The 19,025-nt window shown below is 57.5% G+C and carries 15 protein-coding genes; 8 read left to right on the plus strand and 7 right to left on the minus strand.

The window, feature by feature from the left end:
- Positions 1–11 precede the first annotated feature (11 nt).
- Both BMF08_RS21410 and BMF08_RS01385 read right to left on the minus strand, forming a co-directional pair.
- Positions 12–1,190 (minus strand): fimbria/pilus outer membrane usher protein, encoded by a 1,179-nt coding sequence (locus BMF08_RS21410; RefSeq protein ID WP_158684868.1) that lies wholly within the window; start codon positions 1,188–1,190, stop codon positions 12–14.
- Positions 1,191–1,223: 33 nt separating this feature from the next.
- Positions 1,224–1,931: a fimbria/pilus chaperone family protein gene (locus BMF08_RS01385; protein WP_072569861.1), complete on the minus strand. Its 708-nt coding sequence runs from the start codon at positions 1,929–1,931 to the stop codon at positions 1,224–1,226.
- Between the two features lie 451 nt (positions 1,932–2,382).
- Here BMF08_RS01385 and BMF08_RS01390 point away from each other — a divergent pair, with 451 nt between their 5' ends.
- Complete coding sequence (locus tag BMF08_RS01390) at positions 2,383–3,294, plus strand: LysR family transcriptional regulator (RefSeq protein WP_072569860.1); 912 nt, start codon at positions 2,383–2,385, stop codon at positions 3,292–3,294.
- Here BMF08_RS01390 and BMF08_RS01395 read toward each other — a convergent pair.
- The 5 genes from BMF08_RS01395 to opgC are packed head-to-tail and all read right to left on the minus strand — an operon-like array spanning position 3,291 to position 7,386.
- Positions 3,291–3,710 (minus strand): ATP-binding protein, encoded by a 420-nt coding sequence (locus BMF08_RS01395; protein WP_072569859.1) that lies wholly within the window; start codon positions 3,708–3,710, stop codon positions 3,291–3,293. The two genes, BMF08_RS01390 and BMF08_RS01395, sit on opposite strands and share 4 nt — an antisense overlap.
- On the minus strand, positions 3,700–4,044 hold the full coding sequence (locus tag BMF08_RS01400; protein ID WP_072569858.1) for an STAS domain-containing protein: 345 nt from the start codon (positions 4,042–4,044) through the stop codon (positions 3,700–3,702). Before BMF08_RS01400 ends, BMF08_RS01395 begins: the two co-directional genes overlap by 11 nt.
- A complete protein-coding gene (locus tag BMF08_RS01405) occupies positions 4,044–5,249 on the minus strand; it encodes a PP2C family protein-serine/threonine phosphatase (RefSeq protein WP_072569857.1) in 1,206 nt (401 codons plus the stop codon). The genes BMF08_RS01400 and BMF08_RS01405 overlap by 1 nt, the downstream gene beginning before the upstream one ends.
- Positions 5,250–5,257: 8 nt before the next feature.
- On the minus strand, positions 5,258–6,157 hold the full coding sequence (locus BMF08_RS01410; protein ID WP_072569856.1) for a hypothetical protein: 900 nt from the start codon (positions 6,155–6,157) through the stop codon (positions 5,258–5,260).
- 11 nt (positions 6,158–6,168) lie between these two features.
- A complete protein-coding gene (gene opgC / locus BMF08_RS01415) occupies positions 6,169–7,386 on the minus strand; it encodes an OpgC domain-containing protein (RefSeq protein ID WP_072569855.1) in 1,218 nt (405 codons plus the stop codon).
- Positions 7,387–7,665: 279 nt separating this feature from the next.
- Here opgC and BMF08_RS01420 point away from each other — a divergent pair, with 279 nt between their 5' ends.
- From BMF08_RS01420 to BMF08_RS01450, 7 genes are read left to right on the plus strand one after another with little or no spacing between them, the layout of a single operon-like run.
- Complete coding sequence (locus BMF08_RS01420) at positions 7,666–9,480, plus strand: glycosyltransferase (protein WP_072569854.1); 1,815 nt, start codon at positions 7,666–7,668, stop codon at positions 9,478–9,480.
- Complete coding sequence (locus BMF08_RS01425) at positions 9,477–10,808, plus strand: DUF3131 domain-containing protein (RefSeq protein ID WP_072569853.1); 1,332 nt, start codon at positions 9,477–9,479, stop codon at positions 10,806–10,808. Before BMF08_RS01420 ends, BMF08_RS01425 begins: the two co-directional genes overlap by 4 nt.
- Entirely contained in the window at positions 10,805–12,352 is a 1,548-nt protein-coding gene (locus BMF08_RS01430; protein WP_072569852.1) for a DUF3131 domain-containing protein, read from the plus strand. The genes BMF08_RS01425 and BMF08_RS01430 overlap by 4 nt, the downstream gene beginning before the upstream one ends.
- Positions 12,337–13,731 (plus strand): DUF3131 domain-containing protein, encoded by a 1,395-nt coding sequence (locus BMF08_RS01435; RefSeq protein ID WP_072569851.1) that lies wholly within the window; start codon positions 12,337–12,339, stop codon positions 13,729–13,731. Before BMF08_RS01430 ends, BMF08_RS01435 begins: the two co-directional genes overlap by 16 nt.
- Positions 13,728–14,162, plus strand: coding sequence for a globin (locus BMF08_RS01440; protein WP_072569850.1), 435 nt, complete (start codon positions 13,728–13,730; stop codon positions 14,160–14,162). The genes BMF08_RS01435 and BMF08_RS01440 overlap by 4 nt, the downstream gene beginning before the upstream one ends.
- Positions 14,162–16,834, plus strand: coding sequence for a hybrid sensor histidine kinase/response regulator (locus BMF08_RS01445; protein ID WP_072569849.1), 2,673 nt, complete (start codon positions 14,162–14,164; stop codon positions 16,832–16,834). The genes BMF08_RS01440 and BMF08_RS01445 overlap by 1 nt, the downstream gene beginning before the upstream one ends.
- Positions 16,824–19,025: a glycoside hydrolase family 2 protein gene (locus BMF08_RS01450; protein WP_072569848.1), complete on the plus strand. Its 2,202-nt coding sequence runs from the start codon at positions 16,824–16,826 to the stop codon at positions 19,023–19,025. The genes BMF08_RS01445 and BMF08_RS01450 overlap by 11 nt, the downstream gene beginning before the upstream one ends.

Raw genomic sequence — 19,025 nt, forward strand, 5'->3', positions numbered from 1 at the left:
CTTTACCGGCGTCAGATCCCCCCTGCCGCCAGCGCCTGATATTTGTTGGCGGTCGTCAGCCCCGCAGACAGATTGAAGCGATCGGTGATCTGCCAGCCGTTTGAAAAGGTCGCCAGCCAGGGTTTATCGAACGGCGTCTCCACGTCCCGCAGCGTCCCGAGCGCCATCGACAGCCCTTGCGGTCTGCCAGGCAGTCGGCTGGAAAAGCTGGCGGCGGAGACAATAAAAGTATTCACCGCGCCGCTGGTTTCCGTCACCGAGACGTGCAGATCGGTATTGGCGCTGATCACCGGAACGTCCTTCAGGGTGAAGGGCCCTGCCGGAACCAGCGTCGAAAAAATCAGCGCGCCGGACTGCTTAATATCCACGCGCGCCTGCGGCATCTGCGCCAGCCCGCTCACCGTCACCCCGCTCCCCGTGTCGTTGTCCAGCGTCGTTGCCGGTACCAACTGAACGCCGTTAATGGCGCTGCCGGAAAATAGCGTGCTGCCGACGTTGATCTGCCCCAGCTGGGCGATTTTCTTGATGCCGGTAAAGGTATGCTGGGCGTAGGTGTAGAGCCGGTCACTGTTCATTTTTCCGTCGGACTGGCTGACCATCTGCTTGCTGCGCACCAGCCAGTCGTGGAAATTCAGCCCGCTTTCAAACGTGCCCTGGCGGTAGTCGTATCGCCCGCCGTCCGTCTGGCTGCTGCTGGTAAACAGGGAATAGTTAAGCAGCGCCGCCGTGCCGCCGGTGGCATAATTTTCCGCTGTCCCGGACAGCGGCAACAGCGCCTCCGGCGGCGTGACCATCTCAATGCGATCTTCCGTCGGCAACAGGGTAAACAGGGTGCCGGGAAAGGCACTGGCATAGTCATAACAGCGGTCGCCCTTGTCCGATGCAGGCGCTTTCAGGCGGAGAGCCTCCAGCAGCGCCCGATCCACGCAGGGATCGCCGTTATCGTTAAACAGCACGGCAATACTGCCGACGCGCCTGCCGTTAAGGGACACATCTACCGTCTTCCTGCCTGGCGCAAAGCGGGCACGGCGGGAGAAATAGCCCGCTACCGCCGGGTCGACACCGCGCTGACGCAGGATCTGCAGATCGAACTCCAGCGCGGCTTCGCTGCCGTTCGTCGGTGAAACGCCTTCAGACGCGGCGCACGCTGCCATTGCGCTGAACACCCCGCAGGCCAGCACAGTGCTCATCAGCAACAGTGGATCCTTTCTCATCTGCACGGGCTATTTCACAATGGCGATATAGCTGCCGACGTCAAAGCCATAGCGGGAAGCGGGGAAAAGCTTCACCTGTTTATCGGTGGTGGGTGATTTCAGCGAGATGGAGAGCGTTTCACCCGGCAGGATCCAGGTTTTTCCGAGGCTGCCCGTCACGCCAGACGGCTGCATCACCACTTGCGGCGAGAGACGTACCACATAAGCGCCGGGATTAGTGACTGTCAGGGTGCTTCCTGCGGCCGACCACTCCAGCTTTTCCCAGGGCGTGGTTAATACCGGCAGGCCTTTTGGGTGAATAATTACCGGCAGATTCTGGCGAATGGTGGTGGTGATCTGTTTTTTACCCGGCGCTTTTGCCTGCGGGATCCCCTCAAAAATTACCCGCTTGTACTGCTCCACTTTTAAAGGCGCGGTGGTATTCAGCACAAAGCGCACCCGCTGAGTCTGCCCGGCTTCCAGCCGCACAATCGGCTGGGTAACGACGAGAGTCGCGTCCTGCGCTGGCGTGCCGTCTGGCTCCTGAACGGTGGTATAAAGCAGCGCCGCTTTATTGTCGGTATTTTTTACGTTCATGCTCGCGCCGCCTTTTTCTTCATCAATTAACAGCGCTGTTGTTTCAGGAACCATACCGGTGGCATGAACGACGCAGGGGAATAACGGGAATAAGCCTGCCATCATAATAATGGCGTGTTGATATAAACGGTATTTATTCATAATCGACCTTTAAACGGGCACGCGTTGTCAATTCATTAACTTGATAAATATCTGAATAAATGATTTAAAAAAGCGCAGACAAATAACCACAGGAAATATTTAAACAAGATACAGGTTAGGTATTAACGAAATTGTTCCAGATAATATAAACTGAGTGTTCAGGGAATTATGTTACAGAAATGACCAGGCCGAAAGATTCGTCAGGGTAATAAGATTTTTACCGCCGGGTTAAGTATGCCTGCATATGGAATAAAAAAGAGCAATTTCTTATTTAACCCTTAATAAACAACAAATTAAAAATGTTAAAACCGCAACAACTTTCTTACATTGTTTAAAAATCTATCTTTTATGGCTCGTGAAAACCGGAATGTTTCACGCCAGGAGATGTTACTTAAATGATAGCTTTCATTGATGAAAGCTGACCACCAGCCTACCTCTGAAGGAACAGTAGATGTGCAAAAAATCGGTAATCGGCGTTAATTTTGATTTCAAACTGCTGGGAATATTCAATGAGATTTATAAACACAGCAGCGTAACGCGCGCGGCGGAGGCGCTTAATTGTTCCCCGGCCTTTATCAGTAAGTCTTTGCAGAAATTACGCGTCTATTTCTCCGATCCGCTGTTTGTGCGTAATGGGCAGAGTCTGACACCCACTACTATGGCGGAAACTATTCATTTGCAGATCGCGAAACAGTACAGCGGCCTGCTAAGTTCGCTGGAGGCGCTGGCGAACGCCACCACCAAAGATTTACTGGTTATCCACTGTAGCGCCTGGTTTGCGACGCGCGTTATTCCACGCATTGTGCAATGGGCCGAACTCAACGCCCCCGGCTGCCGGATCGTGCACCGGGATGTGATACGCGCCCAGGACACGCCGGACGTGCTGCTTTTGCAGCGCGATGTCGATCTGGTGTTTGATGTGGAGCCTGTCTTTCATTCAGCCATCGTCACCACGGCGATCCTCGACGAAAAGCTCAGTGTGATCTGCCGACGCGATCATCCCCGCCTCGGCAGCCAGATCAGCGCCGCCGAAGCCCGGCTGGAGAAATTCGCCGTGCTCAACACCAAACGGCTGGGATTGCAGTCAACGCTGGCCACCGTGGAAAGTCAGTTCGGCGAACGTCAGGTGCGCTACAGCAGTTTTTCAGTGCAGAGTATTCCCGCGGTGGTAGCCCATACCGATACGCTGGGCATTATTCCGGCCTGGCTGTATGAACAGAGTCGGCATCTGTATCCCCTACGAGAACTGGCGACAGATTTTGAGCTGAACGGGGTGCGTACCTACATGATGTACAACAAGGTGGCCATGCAGAACGAGATATTTTCCCGCCTGATTTTCTGGCTGGAGCGGGAGCCGATTTAACCTTCCACCTTTTTTATCAGCGTGGTGATATTGCGGTCTGCCTCGCGCGCGTAATCGAAAGTATCGACGCACAGCAGGATCAGCTTCAGTCCCCGGCCGCTTTCCATCAGCGGCGACATCTCCGCAAAGTCTGTCGCGCGCGCCGCCTCAATCAGCCCGTCAGGCATGGCGTCGCCGCTGTCGGTAAAGCGCAGGCAGACCTCTTCGTCCGTGGCGGTAAATTCGGCGCTAAAGGATCGGCTGTCGTCCTCGTGCAGGGCATAACGAATGATATTGGTGGCCGCCTCGCAGGCGGCTAAATCAAGGGCGAACTGCCACTCCTCCTGCACCGGCAGATCCGCCATATGGTTTGCCAGCCACCCGGCCAGCGGCGTAAGCGAGCGGAGCGACGCCGCAAAACGCTGTTTATCCGCCATGGTTCAGCTGCTCGACGGCCGCTGCGCGATCGGCGCAGATGCGGAAAATACGATCCATACGCGTGAGGGTAAACATATTGCGGATCCCGGCGTTCATGCTGCACAGCGCCATTTCTCCCCTGCCGTTCATCATTTTCATCAGCGACACCAGGGTGCCGAGGCCGCTACTGTCGATAAAATCAATTTTGCTGAAATCCATGATCAGCGCCTTACGATCTTCCCCCACTTCCCGCATGATCGCCTCTTTGAAGGCCGCGGCAACGGAGGCGTCGAGGCGGCGGATTGAAGGGGTGAGGATATTCATGTTCAGATGTCGTTCAGTATCAATGTGCATTACGCTTCTCCTTTTCGCTCGATCAGCAGCAGTGAAACATCATCGGCCATCGCGTTATCGCCATCGCCTTCACCGTTGCGCCAGCGGATCAAATGTTGACCAAACTGCGCCAGCAGTTCGTCCAGCGGCAAAGTTGTGTGGCTTTGCAGCCAGTGTTGTAAAGATTGCGGGCCGAACTGCGTGCCGGTCGGATCCTCGCATTCGGTAATACCATCGCTGAACAGGCACAGCCGCTCGCCCGCAGCCAGCGAGAAGTGCACGTCCTCCCAGCTGAGATCGGGCATTAAGCCTACAGGCGCGCCGCCGTTGCCCACGGCGCGCGCGTCGCCGTTCGGAGTGATGATAAAGGGCGTCGGGTGCCCGGCCTGGCACAGCCGTCCCTGGCCGCTGTCGAGATCGATGACGCCATAAATCATCGTGAAATAGCTCATGATCTCTGCCTCTTCGCTGCAAAAACGGCTATTGAGGATCTGCACCACATCGGCGGGGGATGCCACCTCGCCATTATCGGCAAATAAGAAGCGCTCCACTGCCCGGCCATGCAGAAACTGGCGCGCAACGGCAAGGGACATCATGGCCGCGCCGACGCCATGGCCCGAAACATCGACGCAGTAAAACGCCAGATGGTTATCCAGCGGAAAGACGTTGAAAATGTCCCCCGATACCCAGGCCGAGGGCAAAAACAGCCAGTCGGAAAAAAAATCCTGATAGCGCAACTGGTGGGACGGCAGTACCGAGTGCTGAATACGCGCCGCCGCTTCCAGATCCAGTTCAATCTGCCGCAGCGCTTCGCTAAGCCGCGTGTTGTGCGCCGCCAGCGTCGCCTCCAGCGTCAGAATACGCGCCCCGGCATGCAGCCGCGCCCGCAGCTCTGCCTGCTCGACGGGCTTACTGAGAAAATCATCCGCGCCCGCATCAAAGCCAAGGGTCACATCGCCGGTATTTTCCCGCGCGGTGAGCAGGATGACATAAATATAGTGACCAAACTGGCGGCTACGGATCTCCCGGCACAGCGTCAGGCCATCCATCTCCGGCATTTCCCAGTCGCTGATCACCATGCTCACCGGCTGGGTTTCCAGAATATGCAGCGCGGCGATGCCGTTTTCCGCCTCGCTCACCGCATAGCCCCACTGGGCCAGCATCCGCACCAGCAGACGACGGTAAACCGGTGAATCTTCAACAACCAGAACCTGTTGTGGCGACATGGTATCCCCTATAGCGGTAAGAACCAGGTAAGGCTGACCGTGCCTTCACGAAATTTCCCATTGCCGGTCTGATGACCCGGATAACGCGTGCCGGAATAGTTGGCGTACTGCACGGAAAAAGATCCCGGCGTATAGCCCGCATAGCCAAAACTGTAGCTGTAATCGCCGTTCCACGGCTGCTGCTGACTGCTGTCGGGATACCAGAACGCCGTGGCGCGCACGAAGAAATGCTGTTTGAAGGTATAACCGCAGCCGCCCAGCATGACGTTTTTGTTTTTGCGGATATCGTTGCTGCTTAAATCGTAATAGCGCGGCACCCAGCTGTAGCCCGCCTGACAGATAATGGAGTCGCCTTTATTGATCAACAGCGCGTTTTCCACGGGCTTTGGCAGCGAGAATTTATAGGCCAGCGTCACGGCGCCCTGCTCAAAATAGGTGTTACGGCGGCTGCCGGAGGTCCAGAAGTGATTGTCGCCATAGTTGCTGTAGACCAGGCTAACGGTATTGGCGTGCCAGTCGTCATAGCCAAAACTGTAGCGGAAATCCGCCGTGTAACGGCTGGTATCCGTCACCGGCAGACGGGAAGTGACGTTAGCGAACCAGAAGCTGTAGGGTGAATATTGCAGGCTGAGGTTCAGCGTCTGGTTATATTTCTTTTTCTGCTCCGCCGTGGATGAACTGTTAGGAATGGCGATCCTCTGCTCCTTCAGCCCTGAAGTGAAGCTCAGCGCCCCGGAAAATTTATCCTCATTACCGGAGAAAAGCCGTCCCCAGCGGCTGGTGAAAACCCCCACCTGCACCGGTTCGCCGGCTTCATCCCGTAAAGTCTCTTTTTTGTCTGCTTCCGCTGCGGCCGTTGCGGTGGCGGCCGATAGCAGCGCGCAGGCCAGCAAGAATTTCTCACGCATACTGCCTTTCCTTAGTTAGGGATCCAGCGAGCGGCGACGTTGTATTTCGCCATCAGCCATAACACGCCCAGCGCGGCCGCGTGAATGAGGGTGTTTTCGATCCATGCCTGCCGCCATAAATCGAAGGTCACAAACTGGCTCACCAGCAGCACCACATAGACATGCAAAATGAAGGTATAAAGCGAGCGTTGTCCCAGCGGGATCAGAAACCACCCCGCCACACGATAGATCGGCAGCCAGCACCAGCTGAGCAGCAGATAGACCGTCACCATCAGACAAATATCGTTCAGCACCCGCACCGGCCCGAGGCCGTTTTTCGCCGCCCAGGTATGATAAAAGGCGTTGAAATCGGCAGGGGAAATCACATGCATCAGCAGGGCGTGCGGCATAAAGGGGTTGGTATGGTTCTGGGCGACAAAAGCGAGGATAAGGGCGATCACCACCATGGCAACCACCACCACTTTGCCGGAGGGCGTGCGGGCAAAAGAGAGCAACTCTTCTTTGTACCAGCCGCTACACATGCCCAGCACAAAGATAAATTGCCAGGCCAGCAGCGGAAAGGCGAACTCAAATTCGGACGGCGTAACGCGCAGCGGCCAGCGCTGCCAGCAGCCGTACACCAGCAGTGAAAGGCTTAACAGCCAGTACACTTTCCCTTTACTCAGCATCCCCAGAAATAGTGGGCTTAACAGTAACAAAAAAATATACAGGCCGAGAATTTGCGTCTGATGCGGGCCTATCTGCAAATAGAGAATGATATTAAACCAGGTTTCTTTGATTTGCGGTGTGACCGGATAAAGGGACCAGGTGGTACCGGAAAAGCGATCGGTAAAATGGGTTACTTCAAAAACATTGATAAACGGCAAATACCCCAGCAATAAGAAGGAAACTATAATAATGATATTTACACGATATATTTTCCATGCCCGGAGATAAAGTCCCCACGATACAGTAAGCAATACTACTTTCTGGAGACGCGCGCGATTTAACATGCCAAGCATAAATCCTGAAAGAATAACGAATCCTTCAGCACCGGTAGTTAAGCCGAATCGTTCCCAGGTGAAAATATTAAAAACAGAGAGTAACTCGGTATGCGCCACCACCATCATTACCAGCGCAATGCCACGCATCAGGTCAATACGCAGATCGCGGTTGCCCGGGATCGCATAGCGCCATGACACTGATTTTTCAGTTTCTTTTTTTGGTAGCGCTGGCGCAATCTGGCTCATAGGTTTCCCTTACACTCATCCCAAAAAAATGTTTCAAATTATTTATTTAGCTTAAATAAATGGTTCTGGCAATTATTCATCGGCACTCATTTTTTATTTAGTGACAATGATAGTAAGTTAAGCCCGGCTAAATTATGGCAATTTATTCTGCTGGACACTTTTTTACGGGCTTCTACACTTAATTTACTTTTCGTTTTGTTTTGACTTTACTTTTCCGGGCAGGCCGGTGCCTGTAATGCATCAATAATTCATCATCACGGAAGCAGGATATCCACCGCTATGGATTTTTACTTTTCCCGTTTTGAAAATCGCAGGCCGCCTGAACCGCTTAAAACACCGCGCTGGGTGATGATGACCTGGCAGGTATTAGCGGTAGCGGCGCTTATTCTGGGCGGCAATTATATTTACTGGCGCTGGACTGCCTCTCTGAATACCGATGCGCTGTGGTACGCCGTGCCGCTGGTGCTGGCGGAAACCTTCGCCTGGATCGGCACAGTATTATTTACCATCAATATCTGGAAAGAAGAGGATCCGCCGCAGAACCCGCCGCCCGCGGAGATCAACGACTGTCTGCTGGCTGAAGACGCGGTGGAGCAGCGGCCAGTGAAAGTGGATCTGTTCATCGCCACCTATTCTGAGGACGTCGAGCTGGTCAGGCTGTCCATCCGCGATGCGATGAAAATGCAGTACCCCTTTCCGCTCGATTATCAGGTGCATGTGCTGGACGACGGACGGCGGCCGGAGATGAAAGCCGTTTGCGATGAGGAAGGCGTCAATTACATCACCCGTCAGACCAATATCGGTTATAAGGCCGGTAATCTGCGTAACGGCCTTGAGCAAACCGACGGCGATTTTATTGTTATCTGCGATGCGGACACGCGGGTCTTCCCGACACTGCTCAGCCATACGCTGGGCTATTTCCGCGATCCGGATGTCGCCTGGGTGCAGACGCCGCAGTGGTTTTACGACCTGCCGGAAGGGGAAAGCCTGGCGCGCTGGCTGGGGCGTAAAGCGGGCAAGCCTGGCTACGGCCTCGGCTGGCTGGCGCAAAAAATCGTCGGCCCGATCACCATTGGCCGCGATCCCTTTTTCAACGATCCCCGCATGTTTTATGACGTGATCCTGCGGCGGCGTAACTGGGCCAACGCGGCGTTCTGTTGCGGTGCGGCATCCATTCACCGTCGCGAAGCGGTGATGCAGGCGGCGTTACGCAGCTATGTATGGACGGTGGAAGAAGAGATTTCCCGCCACACCCGCGACATCCGCGATCCTGCCACGCGCGAAGCCTTGCAGGATGCCATGCGCCCGCACGTCGCCTTTGATACAGAGCTGACGCCCTATAAATTTCACGTCTCGGAAGATATTTACACCTCCATCCTGCTGCACGGCGATGCGGCGCGCAACTGGCGCTCCGTGATGCATCCGCGCATCGAATCCAAAATGCTCTCGCCGCAGGATATGCTGACGTGGATGATCCAGCGCTTTAAATACGCCGCCGGATCGCTGGATATTCTCTTCCATGACAACATCTTCAGCCGTCGCCGCTTTAAGCTGTCGCTGCCGCAAACGCTGATGTATGCCACCACCTTCTGGTCTTACATGGCCTGCGTGTGGAATACGGTATTTCTGATCTCGCCGATTATTTATCTGTTCACCGGCATTCCGCCGGTTTCCGCCTGGTCAACGCCCTTTTACCTGCACTTTTTACCTTTTTTCATTTTCTCGGAGCTGGCCTTTATGTTCGGCACCTGGGGGATTTCCGCCTGGGATGGCCGCGCCTCTTACCTCTCCTTCTTTTCCATGAACTTACGGGCGCTGGATACCGTGCTGCGCGGCGAGCAGATCAAATTCCACGTAACGCCGAAAGAGCGGCAGACCGGCCGTTTTCTCTATCTGGTGAAACCGCAGATCGCCATCGTGGTGTTAACCCTGGCGGGGCTGATCTGGGGCGGGATACAGGTGGCGCGCGGCCAGGTGGATGACCCTTCCGGCTACGTGATCAATATTTTCTGGGGCGCGGTGAATATCGCCGCCATGTTGCCCCTGATCCTCGCCGCCATATGGACACCTGCTGAAGAGGAAGCCAGCCAATGAGAACGCGTGACGCCCTGCTTTCCGCCCGCAGCTATCTCACCATCCTGCTGGGTTTTCTGCTCGGGTTTGCCATTGTGGTATGGGTGGAGCACCAGATGCCCTCGCGCGTTGAAAGCAGCGGCGGGCTGAGCCTCAGCAAGGATTTTCCGCCGCTGCCCGCCTCCCGCGAGCTGACCTTTGATGAGGCGATCTGGGCGCGGGTGGCCTGGCAGTATTACGTCAACAACACCCAGCCTAATGGCCTGGCGAACGCCCACGATCGCGAACCCTGGTTCAGCCTGTGGAGTACCGGCAGCTACCTGTTTGCCCTGAGCGCGGCAAAACAGCTTAACATTCTGACTGCCGCCGAGTTTGACGAGCGCGTTACTGCCGCCCTCTTTACCCTCGGTCAGTTGCCGCTGAATCCGCAGGGCGTGCCCGCCGCTTATTACCACGCCGACACGCTGAAAATGCTGGGAAAACCGGATACCTCCGCCATCGGCATGGGACGATTGCTGAACGCCCTGCAAACGCTGCTGTGGCGCTATCCCCAGCACGCTCCCGCCATTCGCGATCTCTTTAACCAGTGGAACACCGGGGCGATGGTGGTCACCAGCACCGCCACCCAGGCCGCCGCGCCGCTGCATCACTGGGCGCTGAACACAGACGAGCCGCGCAACAGCTACGGCTACCGGCTGTATGCCAGCCACACGCTGCGGCTGATCGACAGCGCCGCCGGGCTGGCGGTAACGAATCCGCCGGAAGGACAGCAGATGATCGACATCGATGGCGTGATGGTGCCGGACGAAGGGTTGCGCACCCCCTGGGGCAAACAGCCGTCGCTCATTAGCCTGCCCTATCTGTTAACCGGCCTCGAACTGGGCTTTGACGCGCAAAGCGCGGAAATCACCTGGCGCATTATGCAAATTCAGCAGCGCCGCAACAGCCTGCGGGTGCGTAAACCGCCCATCAGTACCGATTATGCCGAGCCTGCGCCGGACTACGTCAACGATCTGCCGGATCGCCAGCCGTTGCAAAACAGCGCCCTGCTCGATGCCACCCCGGAGCAGACTGCCATCACCTCCACCCGCTCCGCCTTTGCCTGGTATGCCCTGTTCCGCAACAGCTGGAGCGAGGCGTTACGCCAGCAGGTGCAGCCGTTACAGGTACCCGGCAAAGGCTGGCAGCGCGGCCTGAATCTGAATAACAGCGTGAATAAGGTGATTGACGCCGATACCAATGCGGTGGTCCTTGAAAGCCTGGCGTACATTGCCCACGGCCAGATGCTGTGCCTGGCCTGTTTTAACGACGCATCCCGATCCACTTCTTCAGCAGGAGCTACGCCATGAAGCTGAAATGCTTGTTCTTTTTCCCACTTTTGGCCGGATTGGTGGCGTTCTGGCTGGCGATCTCGGGCGCACGGGCGGCTACTGAATTGCCTGCTTCCGGCTACGATCCCCGCAGCGGCGAGCTGAGCGCGCGGGAAATGGCCATCGCGAAAAACGCCTGGCAATATTTCGTCTCCAACTATCAGCCCACCACCGGGCTGGTGAACGCGGTAAACAAATACCCGTCCACCACCATGTGGGACAGCGCGTCTTATATGGCGGCGATGACCGCAGCCCGCGAGCTGGGGATTATTGATAAGGCGGAATTCGATCGGCGCATGATCAAATTGCTTGCCACGCTGAATAAACTGGTGCTGTTCCGTGATGAACTCCCTAACAAGGCCTACAACACCATCAGCGGGCAGAAGGTGAACTACCAGAACAAACCCGGCGAGATCGGCTTTTCAGCGCTGGACATTGGCAGGATGCTGATCTGGTTGAGGGTCATCAAAGAGCGTTATCCGGAATATGGCAACAGCGTGGATAATATCGTGCTGGGCTGGGACTTCAGCCATGCCGTGGATCCCTGCGGCATGTTATACGGCGCTTATCTGGAAAACGGCCAGCCCAAATATGTTCAGGAAGGACGTCTGGGCTATGAGGAATATGGCGCGGCGGGCTTCCGTTTATGGGGATTCAGCACCTGCCAGTCAAGCCGACCGGAACCCTATGAGCTGGCAGAAATTTACTGCGTGCTGGTGCCGTACGATTCACGCGATCCCCGTCGTACCAGTCAACATAACTATGTGGTAACCGAATCCTACCTGCTTTACGGCCTGGAGTTTGGTTTCGATAACCCGACGGATCGCGATAACAGCCCGCGCGATTATTCCCTCGCGTGGATGAAAGACTTCGCCGACCGTGTCTATCAGGCGCAGGAGAACCGCTACGCCATTACCGGCATTTTAACCGCCCGTTCGGAGCACCAGCTCGATAAATCGCCGTACTTTGTCTACGACACCGTATTCAGCGATGGCTTTAACTGGAACACCATTACCGATAAAGGACAATATGTTCCTAATACCGCTGCGGTGTCGCTAAAAGCGGCCCTCGGCATGTGGGCGCTATGGGATTCGCCTTACACGGATCGGTTACTCACCACCATTGAAAACGCCAACGAAGAGGGCAAAGGCTATTACGAAGGGCTGTATGAAAACGGCGACGGCCCGATTAAAGAGTTCACCGCCAACAATAACGGCATCATGCTGGAGGCGCTGCTGTTCAAAAAAGAGGGCAAGCTGCTGCAATTTAACAGCGATAACCCGAAAGATCGCCAGTTCGCGCCCTCCCTGTGGGAGAAGAAACTTGTCGATCAGTTTGAGGAGAACAACACCAAACGGAATCGTCCGTTCCTGGAGAGTACCCCGGCGGTGAAAACCTGGTGCGAACAGACCGGCACCAGCCAGCGCACTAAACCTGCGTGCCAGGCCTGCCAGTGCTCCTCCTGTAAGGCGGATGAGCCCGTGAAACTTCCTCCGGTGACGGCGCAATGTTTAAAACCCTGAGCCGCTGGCTGGCGGGAATTTTGATTGTCCTGCTTATCGCCTTTGCGCTATTTAGTCGCGACGGGGCGGGATGGCGCTGGCTGACGAAAGGCGGCTGGCATAGCAGCGCGCGTATTGACCGTCTGACGCCGCAGGAGCAGGAGTGGGCGGGCATCGCCTGGCGCTATTTCGTCAATAACACCCAGCCGCAGACCGGGCTGGTCAACGGCAGCGATAAACAACCTCGCGTCACCCTGTGGCAGATGGGCGACACGCTGATCGCCCTGCTGGCTGCCCGCGAGCTGGATCTGATTAAGGAGGATGAGTTTGATGCCCGTCTGACGCGGCTGCTTGGCACCCTTAATCGCCTGATGCTCAGCGAGCAGCGTACGCCGGGCCGACTTTATTCCACCCAGAGCGCCACCCTTATCGACTTCAGCGGAAAACCGGTAAAAAGCGGCTGGTCCGCCAGAGATATGGCGCGCCTGATGCTGGCGCTGCGCCTCACCGCCGAGCGCGCGCCGCAGTATCGCGAGTATCTGGATAAAATTATCCTGCGCTGGAATTTCTGTCCGGTGATGGATAAAGAGGGCGAACTCTGGTCCTCGTCGCTGCAAAACGGCCAGCCGGTGGTGCGCGAAGAATTGCGGCTGGGCGAAAGCGAATATGCCGCCAGCGCGTTCCGCCTGTGGGGATTCCCGGTCGACAAGGCCTTTACCCCGCCGTCGCGCAACGTCATCATCTACCAGCGCAGCCTCGCCGTTGACGCCCGGGATCCCCGTACCACCTGGCAGCCGTCGCTCATTACTACCCTCCCCTATATGCTGCCGGGGCTGGAATTCGGCTGGGAACCGCCGGGCCTGCCGTCTGAATTCCAGAGTACCCTGCGCACGCGGGCCGAGCGGGTATGGCTCACCCAGAAATCACGCTGGGAAACAGACAAAGTGCTGACCGCCCGCGCCGATTTTTCACTCGGCCAGGCGCCCTGGCATGTCGAAGATACCGTGTGGGGTAACGGCTACGCCTGGAATACCCTGGGGGACGATGGCCGGGACTATCCGCGGCTGTCGCAGGTTTCGACCAAAGCGGTCTTTACCCTATGGACGCTGTGGGACACCGAATATACCGACGCGCTGATGGCGGTGACCCGTCATCTCAACGATCCGCAGAAGGGCTGGTTTGAAGGCCGCGTCGAGGCCACCGGCGACATCAACAAATCCCTTACGCTCTCCACCAATGCCATGGTGCTGGAAGCGCTGCTCTATAAACACAACGCCGGGCCGCTGTTTAAAAATGGCCTGATGGAGCAGGACAGCTACTTCTCACGCCGTCTGGCGGATGAATTTAACCCGCCCGGACTGTGCCTGCCGGGTGAACGTGCTGCGAGGGCCGCGCCATGAAGTTTTACCGCGATCTCTTTGAGGCGAGCCTCAACCGGGTGATCCCTGAAAACGATAAAAAGAGTTTTTTTCAGGCCTTTTACGACGCTTTCAAACACATGACGCCCGAGACGGAGCTGCACTTCTCCCGCCAGCCCGATGAGGAAGGGCCGCAGATGATGTACAAAACGTTTTTCGCCATGCTCGCCGTGGACGGCGTGCTGTTTGTACCGGATTTTCTCGAACGCCTCGCCCGCGAGCAAAGTCACGACGGCCTGCGTCTGCCGCCGCGCTTTTTTGCCCTCTGGCGCGAGGCGATGCTGAACACCGTTCACCTTCGGGATCCCGAGTGTGACGACGAGATCCTCACCGCCTGGGCGATGGCGATTGCGCCGGGGCTGGAGTATCTGCGCCGTCAGGCAGAGCTGCACTACCGGGCACAGGAGGTATGATGAACGCATCGTCCTGCTTCGATCTGAATGCGCTGCCGGTGGCGGTGATGATCTATGATTCTGCCGAACGACTGCAGGCCTGGAATGATAAGGTCACGCAGCTTTATCCGGTGATCGGCCCCTGGCTTACCGCCGGTGCCACGCTGGAAGAGCTTGCCGAAAAATTTATCGATGCGGTGTACAACATCGACCCCGCCAAACGCCAGAGCCTGCGTGAAACCATTATCCGCAACTGCCGCCAGAAATATCATTATGAAGTGCGCCAGTCCGGGCAGCGGCAGCTATATGTGCAGCATCAGCGCCTGCCGGATGGCGGCATCGTCAGCCTGCACAGCGACATTACCCAGCTCGATCAGGCCCGCCGTTCCCGCCACCAGCTGCATGAAGATTTTTTACTGACCGCCGAGTCGATCCAGATCGGCATCTGGGACTGGCAGGTGTCGCAGGATAGCCTGCAGGTCAACGATACCCTGCTGGCGATGGTCGGGCAGTCGCGGGTGCAGTGGCAGCATCCGGTGCGTTTTCTGCTGAATCTGGTGCATGAGGAGGATCGCGCCACCCTGCGCCAGGCGCTGGCCTCCTCGAAAAAAGATCATATGCCGGTCTTCGAGTGCGAGATCCGCGTGCGTCATCCCGACCAGGGATGGCGCTGGATGCTGCTGTCCGGCCAGGTGGTGACCATGACCATCGATCGTGAAGCGGAGCGGGTTATCGGCACGCTTCAGGATATTACCCGGCGTAAAGAAGCCGAGCTGCTCGCCATTGAAGCGGCGAAAGTCGCGCGCGAGGCGAACGAGGCGAAAAGCGCCTTTCTCGCCAATATGAGCCATGAGATCCGCACGCCGATGAACGGCATTTTAGGCATGACCCAGCTCTGCCTGGACACGCCGCTGACGGCGGATCAGCGGGAGTATCTTTCGCTGGTGATGAGCTCGGCCCAGTCGCTGTTGCATATCATCAACGACATTCTCGACTTCTCTAAAATCGAAGCGGGCAAGGTGGTGCTGGACGAAGCGCCGGTGGAAATTCGCCCGTTCGTCCAGTCGCTGATCCGCCCGCATATGCCCGCCGCCAGCGAAAAAAGCATCGAACTGCTGGTGGATATTGCCCCTACGGTGCCGGAAGTGCTGATGGCGGACGGTACCCGGCTGCGGCAGATCCTCACCAATTTACTGGGTAACGCGCTGAAATTTACCCCGCAGGGGGAAGTGCTGCTGGCCATCGAGCCTGCCGACAGCGCAGGTCACTGGCGCTTCCGGGTGCGCGACAGCGGCATCGGCATTCCGCCGGACAAGCAGAAAGCCATTTTTGAAGCCTTCAGCCAGGCCGACAGCTCAACCACCCGTCGCTATGGTGGCACCGGGCTGGGGCTGACCATCTCCGCCAGGCTGGTGAAGATCATGGGCGGTGAGCTGTCGGTCACCAGTGAACCCGGCGCGGGCAGCGAGTTTGCCTTCACCATTCCGCTCACCAGTCAGCAGGCCTCAACCGCCAGCCGCTCAACCCTGGCGCGCTTTAACGGCGAACGGGTACTGGTGGTGGATGATAACAGCACCAACCTGCGCCTGCTTGATACCATGCTTAGCCTGATGGGACTGCAACCCACCTGCGTCAATAACGCCGCCGACGCCCTGCGACTGGCGGCGGCGGGAACGCCCTGGCCGCTGATCCTGCTGGATGCGCAGATGCCGGATATGGACGGCGTCTCCCTGGCGCTGGAGCTGTCGGTGCTGCCGCAGACCAGCCACAGCCATATCATTATGCTCAGTTCAATGAGCCGCCATTTCGACGCCAAAATGCTCAAACGCATCGGCATTGCCCACTATCTGCATAAGCCGGTTGCGCAGCACGAACTACATCAGGTGATCGCCAGCGTGCTTGCGCCGGTGCCGCCTGCGGAGGAGACACCGCCGCCGCCCGCCCCACAGGCCGCGCCTGAAACCGCGCGCCAGGGGCTGCACGTATTGCTCGCGGAAGATAATCTCGTTAACCAGAAAGTTGCCCGGCGGCTGCTGGAGCGGCTCGGGCATGAGTGCGAGGTGGTGAATAACGGTCGTGAAGCGCTGGAACGCTGGCGCGCGGCCCGCTGGGATGTGCTGCTCATTGATTTACAGATGCCGGAGATGGACGGCGAAACCGCCATCCGCCTGCTTCGGGAAGAGCAGCAGACGCATCAGCCTGCCATCGCCATGACCGCTCACGCCATGCAGGGGGACAAAGAGCGCTGCCTGGCGATGGGCTTTGACGGCTATATTGCCAAACCCGTCACCCAGGACGCGCTGCAGGATGAGATCCTGCGTGTCTGCCGCCCCCCGGAACAGGGGCTGCCGGATGAGGCCCGCCTGCTGAAGCAGTGCGCCGACGATGCGGAGCTGGTGGACGAGTTATTAGGTCTGTTCCGCGAGGGACTGGATGAGGCGCTGGCGACGATCGTGCAGGCCATGAACAACCATGATCGTGACGGCCTGCGCCGCGCTGCCCATAAACTGCGCGGCGAAGCCATGGCGCTGGATTTCGGGCATCTCACGCAACTGCTGCAACGGCTGGAGAGCGATGCGCAGACGCTGGATGACGACGAACTGAAAACCCTGCGGGATGGCCTGTATGCCGAGGCCAGTCGCATTATGGCGTGGCTGCAACGCCGGGCGCAGGAGGTAAAAAATGGTGCGTAAGATCATGCTGTTGCTGGTCGCCCTCGTCCCGCTGGCCCGGGCGACCACGGTGCCTGTGACCTGGTCCCTCGCCGGACAGTGGCAGGTGCATGACGCCAATGACAGCGCTTTTGATGGCACCACCGCCTCCACCGCGGGCTGGCGGGCGCTAAAGGTTCCGGCTAACTGGTACAGCGCCGGGTACGATCATCAGGGGGCGCTGATGTACCGCCATGCCTTCACCCTGCCCGCGCAGCCTGCGGATACCATGGCCACGCTGGTGTTTGACGGCGTCGATTACTTTGCGGATGTGACGCTCAATGGTCAGGCGCTGACCCGTCATGAAGGCTATTTCCAGCGCTTCGCGGTGGATGTCACTAAATCACTGCGTCGTCATAATAAGCTGGCGGTAAAAGTGGATAGCCCGTTCGAAGATCCGAAGAAAATCTGGCCGCTGCATAAAGCCTTGATGAAGGGCGTGCTTAATCAGCACGATAGTCGGCCAGGCGGCGCCTGGTCGCCGGAGGGGCAGGATGCCAACTCAGGGGGTATCTGGGCACCGGTGAGACTGCATCTCAGCAGGGGCGCAACTATTGATGAAATCATCCTGCGCCCGGACTGGCGTCAGGGGCTGGACAATCCCGCGTTGCAGGCGACGATCCGCTACCGTGCCCTTGAAGGCGGCAGCGCCACACTGCGCCTGAACGCGGCTCCTGCTAATTTTAACGGCCAGCGCTTTCAGCAGGAATTTCCTGTCACCCTGGAGAAAACGGACGGCAGCGCCCGTACGCTGAAGGTAGATCTGCCGATGAAGGCCGCAAAGCTCTGGTGGCCGAAAGGATCCGGCAAACCGCATTTATATCGGGTACGCGCCTCGCTGACGGATAGCCAGGGGCTCATGGATACCACCGTCACGCGCACCGGCCTGCGCAAAGTGGAAGAACAGCCGGAGAATAAAGGCTGGCTTATCAATGGTAAACGGTTGTTTATCAAGGGAACTAACTATATTGGCTCGCCGTGGCTCAGCACCATGACGCGGGAAAAATACCGCCGGGATTTCCGGCTGGTGGAGGAGATGAACGCCAACGCCATCCGCGTTCACGGTCATGTGGCGGGCCGCGGGCTGTATGAGGTGGCGGACGAGATGGGGCTGATGATCTGGCAGGATGTGCCGCTGCAATGGGGCTACGATGACAGTGCCGCCTTCGCCGACAACGCGGTACGCCAGACCCGGGAAATGGTGGAGCAGTTCGGCAACTCGCCTGCCATTATCGTCTGGGGCGGCCATAACGAACCGCCGTGGAACTCGCCGTGGATGGAAAAACGCTTCCCCGACTGGCATAAGGATTTAAACCGCGCCCTGACGGACAAAGTGGCGGATGCGCTGGCGACCGATAACTCGCGCATCGTGCACCGCTTTTCTGCGGTGGAGGAGCATTACTGGGCCGGATGGTATTTCGGCACCATCCGCGATCTGCTTGGCCCGGCCAAAACCGCCATTATTACTGAATTCGGCGCGCAGGCGCTGCCGCGGCTGTCGACCCTGAAGACCATTATTCCGCCAGAAGTGCGCTGGCCGAAAACCACCGCCGCCGACGATCCTGGCTGGACGCGCTGGAAATACCACAACTTCCAGCCTTTCCAGACCTTTAAGTTCGCCAAAATCCCGCGCGGCGATAATTTGCAGCAGATGATCGCCAATACGCAGGCCTATCAGGCGGAACTGGTCGCCACGGCGGCAGAAAGCTATCGCCGACAGCGTTACCAGCCGGTAACCGCGCTGTTCCATTTTATGTTTGTCGAGACCTGGCCTTCCATCAACTGGGGCGTGGTGGACTATCTGCGCAAACCGAAAGCAGGCTATTACGCGCTGCAAAAAGCCTATCAGCCGCTGCTGCCGTCCATTGAACCTGTCACCGCCCGGTGGCAGCCCGGCCAGCCCGCCACCGTGCGGCTGTGGGCGATCAACGATACCTGGTCTGCCTGCGATCAGTGCCAGCTGAAATGGCAGGTGAAGCAGGATCGGCGCGTGCTGGATAAGGGTGAAACCACCCTGACTATTCCTGCTGATTCCGGACAAAAAGTGCAGGAGGTGACGGTAACGCCTGCGGATAAACAGGACGTGGAGATCAATTACTGGATCGAAGACAGGCACGGGAAAAAGGTCGGAGAGAATCAGTTGAGGGTGCAGCCTGGGGTGATGAAAGAATAA

It is taken from the genome of Enterobacter sp. SA187 (genome assembly GCF_001888805.2).
Lineage (GTDB): Bacteria > Pseudomonadota > Gammaproteobacteria > Enterobacterales > Enterobacteriaceae > Enterobacter_D.

Bases quoted from the DNA above. Each gene is read 5' to 3' on its own strand.
- BMF08_RS21410 (WP_158684868.1), bottom strand. From the start codon at position 1,190: ATGAGCACTGTGCTGGCCTGCGGGGTGTTCAGCGCAATGGCAGCGTGC.
- BMF08_RS01385 (WP_072569861.1), bottom strand. From the start codon at position 1,931: ATGAATAAATACCGTTTATATCAACACGCCATTATTATGATGGCAGGC.
- BMF08_RS01390 (WP_072569860.1), top strand. From the start codon at position 2,383: ATGTGCAAAAAATCGGTAATCGGCGTTAATTTTGATTTCAAACTGCTG.
- BMF08_RS01395 (WP_072569859.1), bottom strand. From the start codon at position 3,710: ATGGCGGATAAACAGCGTTTTGCGGCGTCGCTCCGCTCGCTTACGCCG.
- BMF08_RS01400 (WP_072569858.1), bottom strand. From the start codon at position 4,044: ATGCACATTGATACTGAACGACATCTGAACATGAATATCCTCACCCCT.
- BMF08_RS01405 (WP_072569857.1), bottom strand. From the start codon at position 5,249: ATGTCGCCACAACAGGTTCTGGTTGTTGAAGATTCACCGGTTTACCGT.
- BMF08_RS01410 (WP_072569856.1), bottom strand. From the start codon at position 6,157: ATGCGTGAGAAATTCTTGCTGGCCTGCGCGCTGCTATCGGCCGCCACC.
- opgC (WP_072569855.1), bottom strand. From the start codon at position 7,386: ATGAGCCAGATTGCGCCAGCGCTACCAAAAAAAGAAACTGAAAAATCA.
- BMF08_RS01420 (WP_072569854.1), top strand. From the start codon at position 7,666: ATGGATTTTTACTTTTCCCGTTTTGAAAATCGCAGGCCGCCTGAACCG.
- BMF08_RS01425 (WP_072569853.1), top strand. From the start codon at position 9,477: ATGAGAACGCGTGACGCCCTGCTTTCCGCCCGCAGCTATCTCACCATC.
- BMF08_RS01430 (WP_072569852.1), top strand. From the start codon at position 10,805: ATGAAGCTGAAATGCTTGTTCTTTTTCCCACTTTTGGCCGGATTGGTG.
- BMF08_RS01435 (WP_072569851.1), top strand. From the start codon at position 12,337: ATGTTTAAAACCCTGAGCCGCTGGCTGGCGGGAATTTTGATTGTCCTG.
- BMF08_RS01440 (WP_072569850.1), top strand. From the start codon at position 13,728: ATGAAGTTTTACCGCGATCTCTTTGAGGCGAGCCTCAACCGGGTGATC.
- BMF08_RS01445 (WP_072569849.1), top strand. From the start codon at position 14,162: ATGAACGCATCGTCCTGCTTCGATCTGAATGCGCTGCCGGTGGCGGTG.
- BMF08_RS01450 (WP_072569848.1), top strand. From the start codon at position 16,824: ATGGTGCGTAAGATCATGCTGTTGCTGGTCGCCCTCGTCCCGCTGGCC.